The organism is Chitinophaga sp., from assembly GCF_036566945.1.
Lineage (GTDB): Bacteria > Bacteroidota > Bacteroidia > Chitinophagales > Chitinophagaceae > Chitinophaga.
Window position 1 is genome coordinate 1 of record NZ_DATCVJ010000773.1, and the last position, 6,654, is coordinate 6,654.

The 6,654-nt window shown below is 45.7% G+C and carries 4 protein-coding genes; 1 reads left to right on the top strand and 3 read right to left on the bottom strand.

From position 1 onward, the window contains the following. Positions 1–748 (top strand): RagB/SusD family nutrient uptake outer membrane protein (locus tag VIP81_RS23315; RefSeq protein ID WP_331967042.1); only part of this gene is annotated, 748 nt, incomplete at its 5' end. A 104-nt stretch (positions 749–852) separates the two neighbouring features. Here VIP81_RS23315 and VIP81_RS23320 read toward each other — a convergent pair. From VIP81_RS23320 to VIP81_RS23330, 3 genes are all read right to left on the bottom strand, one after another. Further along, on the bottom strand, positions 853–3,318 hold the full coding sequence (locus VIP81_RS23320; protein ID WP_331967044.1) for a PQQ-binding-like beta-propeller repeat protein: 2,466 nt from the start codon (positions 3,316–3,318) through the stop codon (positions 853–855). An 85-nt stretch (positions 3,319–3,403) separates the two neighbouring features. Then, complete coding sequence (locus tag VIP81_RS23325) at positions 3,404–5,182, bottom strand: RagB/SusD family nutrient uptake outer membrane protein (protein WP_331967046.1); 1,779 nt, start codon at positions 5,180–5,182, stop codon at positions 3,404–3,406. Positions 5,183–5,202: 20 nt separating this feature from the next. Then, on the bottom strand, positions 5,203–6,654 hold a 1,452-nt coding region (locus VIP81_RS23330), incomplete at its 5' end, for a SusC/RagA family TonB-linked outer membrane protein (RefSeq protein ID WP_331967048.1).

Below are 6,654 nucleotides of genomic sequence, written 5' to 3' on the forward strand. Positions count from 1 at the left end.
CCGCTTTGGCTGGCAGGGCGATTTCTGGCACTATCGCGAGCGTCAGATCTACAACGCAGATGTAGACGGCAACAACAGTATCGTAGTCATTCCAACGGCCTACGACGCGTTTAAAGACAATGACCTCCGTAAACAAAACTGGATGCTCATCGGCCCGCAGAAAAAAGATCCGGCCCTGCGCACAGGCATCGCCGACAGCCTCGTACTGGGTACAGAAGAATATGCCGACAAACCACTCGTTTTTGTAAAAGAAATACGTAGAAACTCTACCGGTGAAACCGGTCCCGGTGGCATGACCCAGGGAGAAGAAAACAGTGGCGCACGTTTCGCCAAATACCTGGCAGGGAAACAAAGCGATGTTAATTACTGGGGCAACGACTTCGTATTATACCGCCTCACTGAAATATACTTCAATAAAGCAGAAGCCCTCATGCGTAAAGGAGGTGGTATCGCTACCCAGGAAGCAGTGGACCTGATCAACACTTGCAAAAAACGCGCTTTTAAGGCCGAAGACTGGTCTAAAGAAGCCTATACGACTACAAGTCTCACCATGGACGAGTTACTGGCTGAAAGGGGCCGCGAATTCATCTTTGAAGGCAAGCGCCGCACGGATCTGATCCGCTTCGGTAAATTCACCACCGGTACCTGGTGGGATCACCAGCCTTCAGCAGAAAAGTATAAACTGTTCCCGATTCCATTCAAACAAACCAGCATCAATCCAAACCTGGTACAGAATCCGGGTTACTGATAAACAGATTGGGCAGGTGTAGTAAACGACGCCTCCCCGAGTGCGGAAGACAAGAAAGGCCATCTCTGTAGCGGAGATGGCCTTTTCTTTTGTATAAAGCAGTACTATAAACTAAACCCATTCACATTTCCCGAAAAATCCGCCACATACAGCAGTCCGTTGCAAATAGCCATTTCCGCAAATACCGGAGCGCCTGTATCAAAACGGGATATTACCTGGCCCGTTTTTAAGTCCACCACATACACATACCCATCGGAAGCACCGATGTAAACACGATTACCCGCACACAATGGAGTAGACTCAATCGTGGCAGACGACGGCAACGTGTAAGGCGCAGTATAAAACAACGCCTCTCCCGGCACAAAGCGCCATACCAGCTGTTTCGTTTGTTTATCGTACGCCGCCAAACCATTGGTAGCAGTACAAATCAGGATATACTGATCCGTCACCACCGGCGCTGTCATCGTTTTCAACGCTTCTTCCACCGGAATACTATCGATCGTTTTGCCATTGGCCGGATCAATAATATGCAGCTTATTAATGCCGTGCACATACAGCTTGCCATCGTAAAACGCCGCCGTACCACTGCGGAAGCGGATGCCTTCATCGCTGCGTTTCCAGCGTAATTTACCCGTAGCCAGGTCATGTGCAAATAAATGATTCCAGTTGGAAGAGGTAACCAGGCAATCGCCCTCTATAGCCATAGCAGCCGGCGTACCTTCTCCCCCACTCCAGTCGTGGTTGGTCCACTTCACCGCACCGGTCAACAGGTCCAGTGCCTGCATGTATTTTCCGGCGCCGGTATAGTACACTCCTGCTTTTATTACTCCACCAGAATTATAGGAAGGTAAACTTTTCATCTCACCCGCATGTTGCCAGCGAAGCTTACCGGTAGCTGCTTCCAGCGCATAGGTAGTGCCTTCTGCATCTGTGGCTAACAATAAATGATCGCTGTAACTAATGCTATGTTTAATAGAATTTTTAGTAGGAAACCGCCATACTATTTTACCCGTCCTGGCATCCATCGCAGTAATACCGCAATGCTGATTACCTTCATCATCTATATTACCTACAAATACTTTTCCTTCCGCACATATGGGAGATGACTTCCACACATTGCCCCCGGTATTGGCAGACCATACCAGGTGTAATCCTTTAGGGTCGGTGGTTACGCCGCTCACTACACCAATGCGTTGTGCATTTTGTAATACTTCCGGCCATACCTGCCCGGTAAGTGCGGGCACTTTACTTTTTTCCAGAGAAAAAGTATCTCTTCTAAACAGGATATTGCCGGTACTGGTAGTCGCTTCTACCGTAGACGTGTATACGTTGTTTAACCAGGCTGCAGGAATTTCTTTGGTGGTAGCCCAGTTCCAGTCGGTACGCGGTTGCAATGGCAACTGTTTCAACAGCTGTCCTTTTTTACTGTACAAACTGAACAGCACCTGCCGTACATTGGCGGAGGTGTGATAAGTATTTACACTGATCAACAATTTATTACCGTCAAAAGCCACACCAGTGGCCGCAGGAGACACCTGCGTAATTTGATTGCTCACGTAGGTATAACGTCTTTGTACAGCTGAAATACCTGACTTATCTACTTCGATCGCATCAAAATTACTGGCAGAGTTATCTATACCTCCATCTGCTGCAGGCGCAGAGCAAAGCGAACGGATACCGGTATTACCGTGTGTATGAGCAAAATTGATATGCCAATGTCCATACACCCACGCCTTGAGGTGATGTTCATTCAGATTAATACTGTCCTTGCCCGCGCGGATCGCAAATAAAGTATCGTAAGTCAGCAGGTCGTGATTAAAAATGATAACCGGTTTGGCAGGATCTGTTTTTGCCAGGTCATTCTTTATCCACTGCAATACATCATCTACGGTGTAGGAAGGTTTATAATCCCCATACCACATAGGCGTTACAATAAAATGCGCCGGACCCGCTTCAAAAGAGTAAAACACGGGGCCAAACAACGACTCATACAGTGCTTCGCCGTAGGGGCCTTTTACCAGGTCATGGTTACCGATGCAGTAATATACCGGCAATCCCATGGTAGCGGTGTTCACTTGTTTCGCATGAAACTTCAAGCCCTCTTCATAACAAATATCCCCGGTATGCACGATGAAATCAGCATTTTCATTCTTTGCATAATCCTTTGCTTCGGTAATCCAGTTGTTGTACACACCTGTTTCCGTATCTGTCAATCTCACAAACTTCGCCTTACTTTGCTGCGCGTGGTTTACCGGCGTCAGCGCAAAATCATAAGCAGCTTTACTGCTGTCTGTTTTGATATAAAATGATTTCACAAAGCGATAGCCAGCCGGTGTGGTGATATATATAAACCTCACTTTTTGATGTGTTGGTAAAGAAAAATTACCCGCAGCATCCGTCGCCACTACCTGTAATCCATTGGATACCTTTACACCGGAAAGCCCCGCCTCTCCTGCATCGCAGGCGTCATTTCCATTTTTGTCTATAAATACTTTGCCTGAAAATCCCTGCGCCATTGCTGTTTGCGTAAACAGCAGCAACAGGAAAGCCCGTAATACCTGCTTATACATACCTGTCGTTGTTTTTAAAAATTCAACATGCTTTTAAATAGCAAAGGGAAGGCAATTGCCTTCCCTTTGCTATTTAAATACTTTATTACCAACCAAAAATCTGTTTCAGATTGTCGTTCAATGTGGTTTGATCCTTTGGAATAGGACGATAGTAGAATTGAGGTTCTATGAAGTTGCGACCAGCACGATCGGCCACAAACATAATATGTCCACTGGTACCATTCTCCAGGTAAAAATTATCGGTCAGGTAATAACGAGCCATATTTTTCTTCTTGTCCCAGGGGATATTAGCAATAGAGGAAGTATCTGTAGGCGATGGGAGGATGGCAATATCCGGGATGTTATCACCCGTCATATCCATGGCTCCGATTGCACGAACATACATTCCTTTCGGTGCTTCCTTCAGCAAATTACCTGCTTTCCATCTGTTCACATCATTGGCGCGTAATCCTTCGCAGGCCAGTTCTACTCTCCTTTCTCTTCTGATTTCCAGGATCAGGCCTTTATTAGCACCAATTACGTTGGTATACTCAGCAGCCAGTACAGGATCAATAGTAGCATTAGCAGCAGCCATATCCATAAGAGGCATGTTCACACGGGCACGCAACTTATTGATGGTGTTGGTAATATCCGTGGAAGTAATGGTACCCAACTCTGCTTTAGCCTCTGCATAGTTCAACAGTACTTCTCCCAAACGATAAATCGGTAAAGCAGTATAGTTCAGATCCCAACCTTTACGTAATGCCGGATCACGTGGGTAAAACTTCAGCTGATCATAACCGCCCAGATTGGGCTTGGCAACGTATGATACGTTATCCATGTTAATTGAAAACCCAGGGTAAGCAACGGTTTCAGCTAAACGCGGATCACGGTTATTAAAGGTACCCAGGAAATCAATTTTATCATATCCTGCAATATTGGTAAAAGGTGTACCATCTTTCATGAGATAGGTATTCACCAAACTTTGACTCAGCGACCATACCCAACCCAATACGGTATGGGTGTTATTACCAATTCCCAGTGAAGCCTGATAATCGCGCCACTGTATGATTTCAGAATTACCATCCAGTGTAGTGCTCACAAATAATGCGCGGTATGCTGCTGCACCGTTAGCAGAAGTATAAATATTGAATTTCCCACTGTTCATTACCTGCTCAGCAGCCCATGCCGCTTTTTCCAGGAACTTATTGGCACTGCTTTGCAAATTCAGCTCGCTATGATATTTGCGGAACGTACCTTCAAACAGGCAGAAACGGGACATCAATGTCAGTGCTGCATATTTATTTACGCGGGTACCGTTGCCGTCTTTTTCTTTCAGGTGATCTACCGCATATTGCAGATCATCCAGCACAGAGTCAGCTACCATCGCGCGCGGGTCCCGTCCTTTGTACATGGAACTATCTACATCCGACAAAGCATGACCATACCAGGGCACATCAGAATAGGTGGCTATTTTAGCAAAATAAAATTTCGCACGGAAATAGCGGGCTACGCCTGTATAATGTGCAATTTCTGCTGCATCTCCCTTTGTTTTATAAACATTATCCAGCATAAAGTTTACCCGGCGCAACTGATCCCAGTCGTCCCAACCGCCTATCGTATTGGGGGTAATACCGTTATGTACCAGTTTATCCATTTCGCTACCGGTATAGCTGGAGATGTTATCAGAATTGGCATCGTCATAAGGAGACGATAACTGACTATCATAAAACCCATTCACATAGGTATTGAGATCGGCAGGTGTATTAAAGAACGCGTCCGGAGAAATTTCCGTTTGCGGGTCACGCTGCAGAAAATCCTTATTACAGGAAGCTGCCGTAACACCTAATATAGTGAGTGATAATAAAAGCCACTTATTTTTCATGTTGCACATTTTAGAATTCATTAAAAGTTCAGGTTCAGACCACATGAATAGGTTTTCTGATAAGGATACAATGCTCCATCCAGTCCTTCCGGATCAATGTTGGCCTTCAGGTGAGACACCGTAAAGATGTTTTCTGCACTGAAGTAAAAGCGAACACGATTCACCTTGATCCGATCTGTCAGATTCTTTGGCAGTGTATAACCCAGCGTTACGTTCTTTAAGCGGGTATAGGCAGCATTCTGCAGGTAACGGGTTTGTGGTGCACCCAATTCTGTAGCATCTTCCGCGATGTATGATTTCAAACGTGGGAAATAACCATTGGGTGTTTCCGGTGTCCAGTGGTCCAGGTTATGTACCTGCACATTGGTCCACGGTTGCGCATAAACGCCCCAGAAATAGTGATTGCTGGCGCCAGGATACCAATCTCTTTTGCCAATACCCTGTATTAATGCCCGAAGGTCAAATCCTTTATAAGAGGCTGTCAGGTCTACGCTGTAAGGAAAGCGCGGGGAAGAATTACCAATGATTCTTCTGTCGCCTGGATTAGCAAGGGTATTATCACCGTAGTTAATTTTGCCATCATGGTTAAGATCTCTGAACTTCAGATCCCCTACATAGAAAAGATAATTCTGGTCATCAGAGCCTACAGCTGTTTGATCAGCATGATTTTTCAGCTCCGTTTCATTCTGGAAAAATCCTTCTGTTTCCAGTCCCCAGATATCACCCAGTTCCTGTCCGTTGTAATAGTTTCTGCTGCTGGAACTACCTGCATCATAACCGATCAGTGTACCTTTTGGATTAGCATAGCGGGTGATGAAAGAACGGCTGTCTGCGAGCAATAATTTCACACCATAGGTAAATGGATCTTTACCAATGTTAAACTGATCTCTCCAGCCCAAAGTCATTTCCCAACCACGGGTTTTTAAATCCGCCGAGTTAGTTCTGGGCGATGACGCACCGTATACATCGGGCAACTTCTGACTTGGTGCAAACATGCCAAGCGTATAGCGGGTATAACGGTCATAGCTAAACGATAATCTTTCTTTCAGGAAACTAACATCCACACCACCGTTCACCGTTTTAACCTTCTGCCAGGTATAGGTAGCTGTTACCGGTGTAGGATCATATACGGCTACCGGCAATTTACCATCCAGTATCGTAGATATATTACCCGTTGTCATTAATGACATATAACCATATTCTCCCCATTGCTGATCACCCAGAGATCCGTAGGAACCACGGAGTTTCAGGAAGTCGACGCCTGCCGCCTGTTTGATGCCGCTAAAGAATTTTTCTTTGGAAACCACCCATGCCGCAGAAGCGGATGGGAAAAAGCCCCAACGGTTATCAGCCCGGAAGCGGGAAGAACCGTCATTACGGGCATTCAGTTCAACAATGTATTTATCATCAAAAATATAGTTCAAACGATAGTAAATACCTCTTACTGCCCAGTCATTAATGTGTTGCTGCTG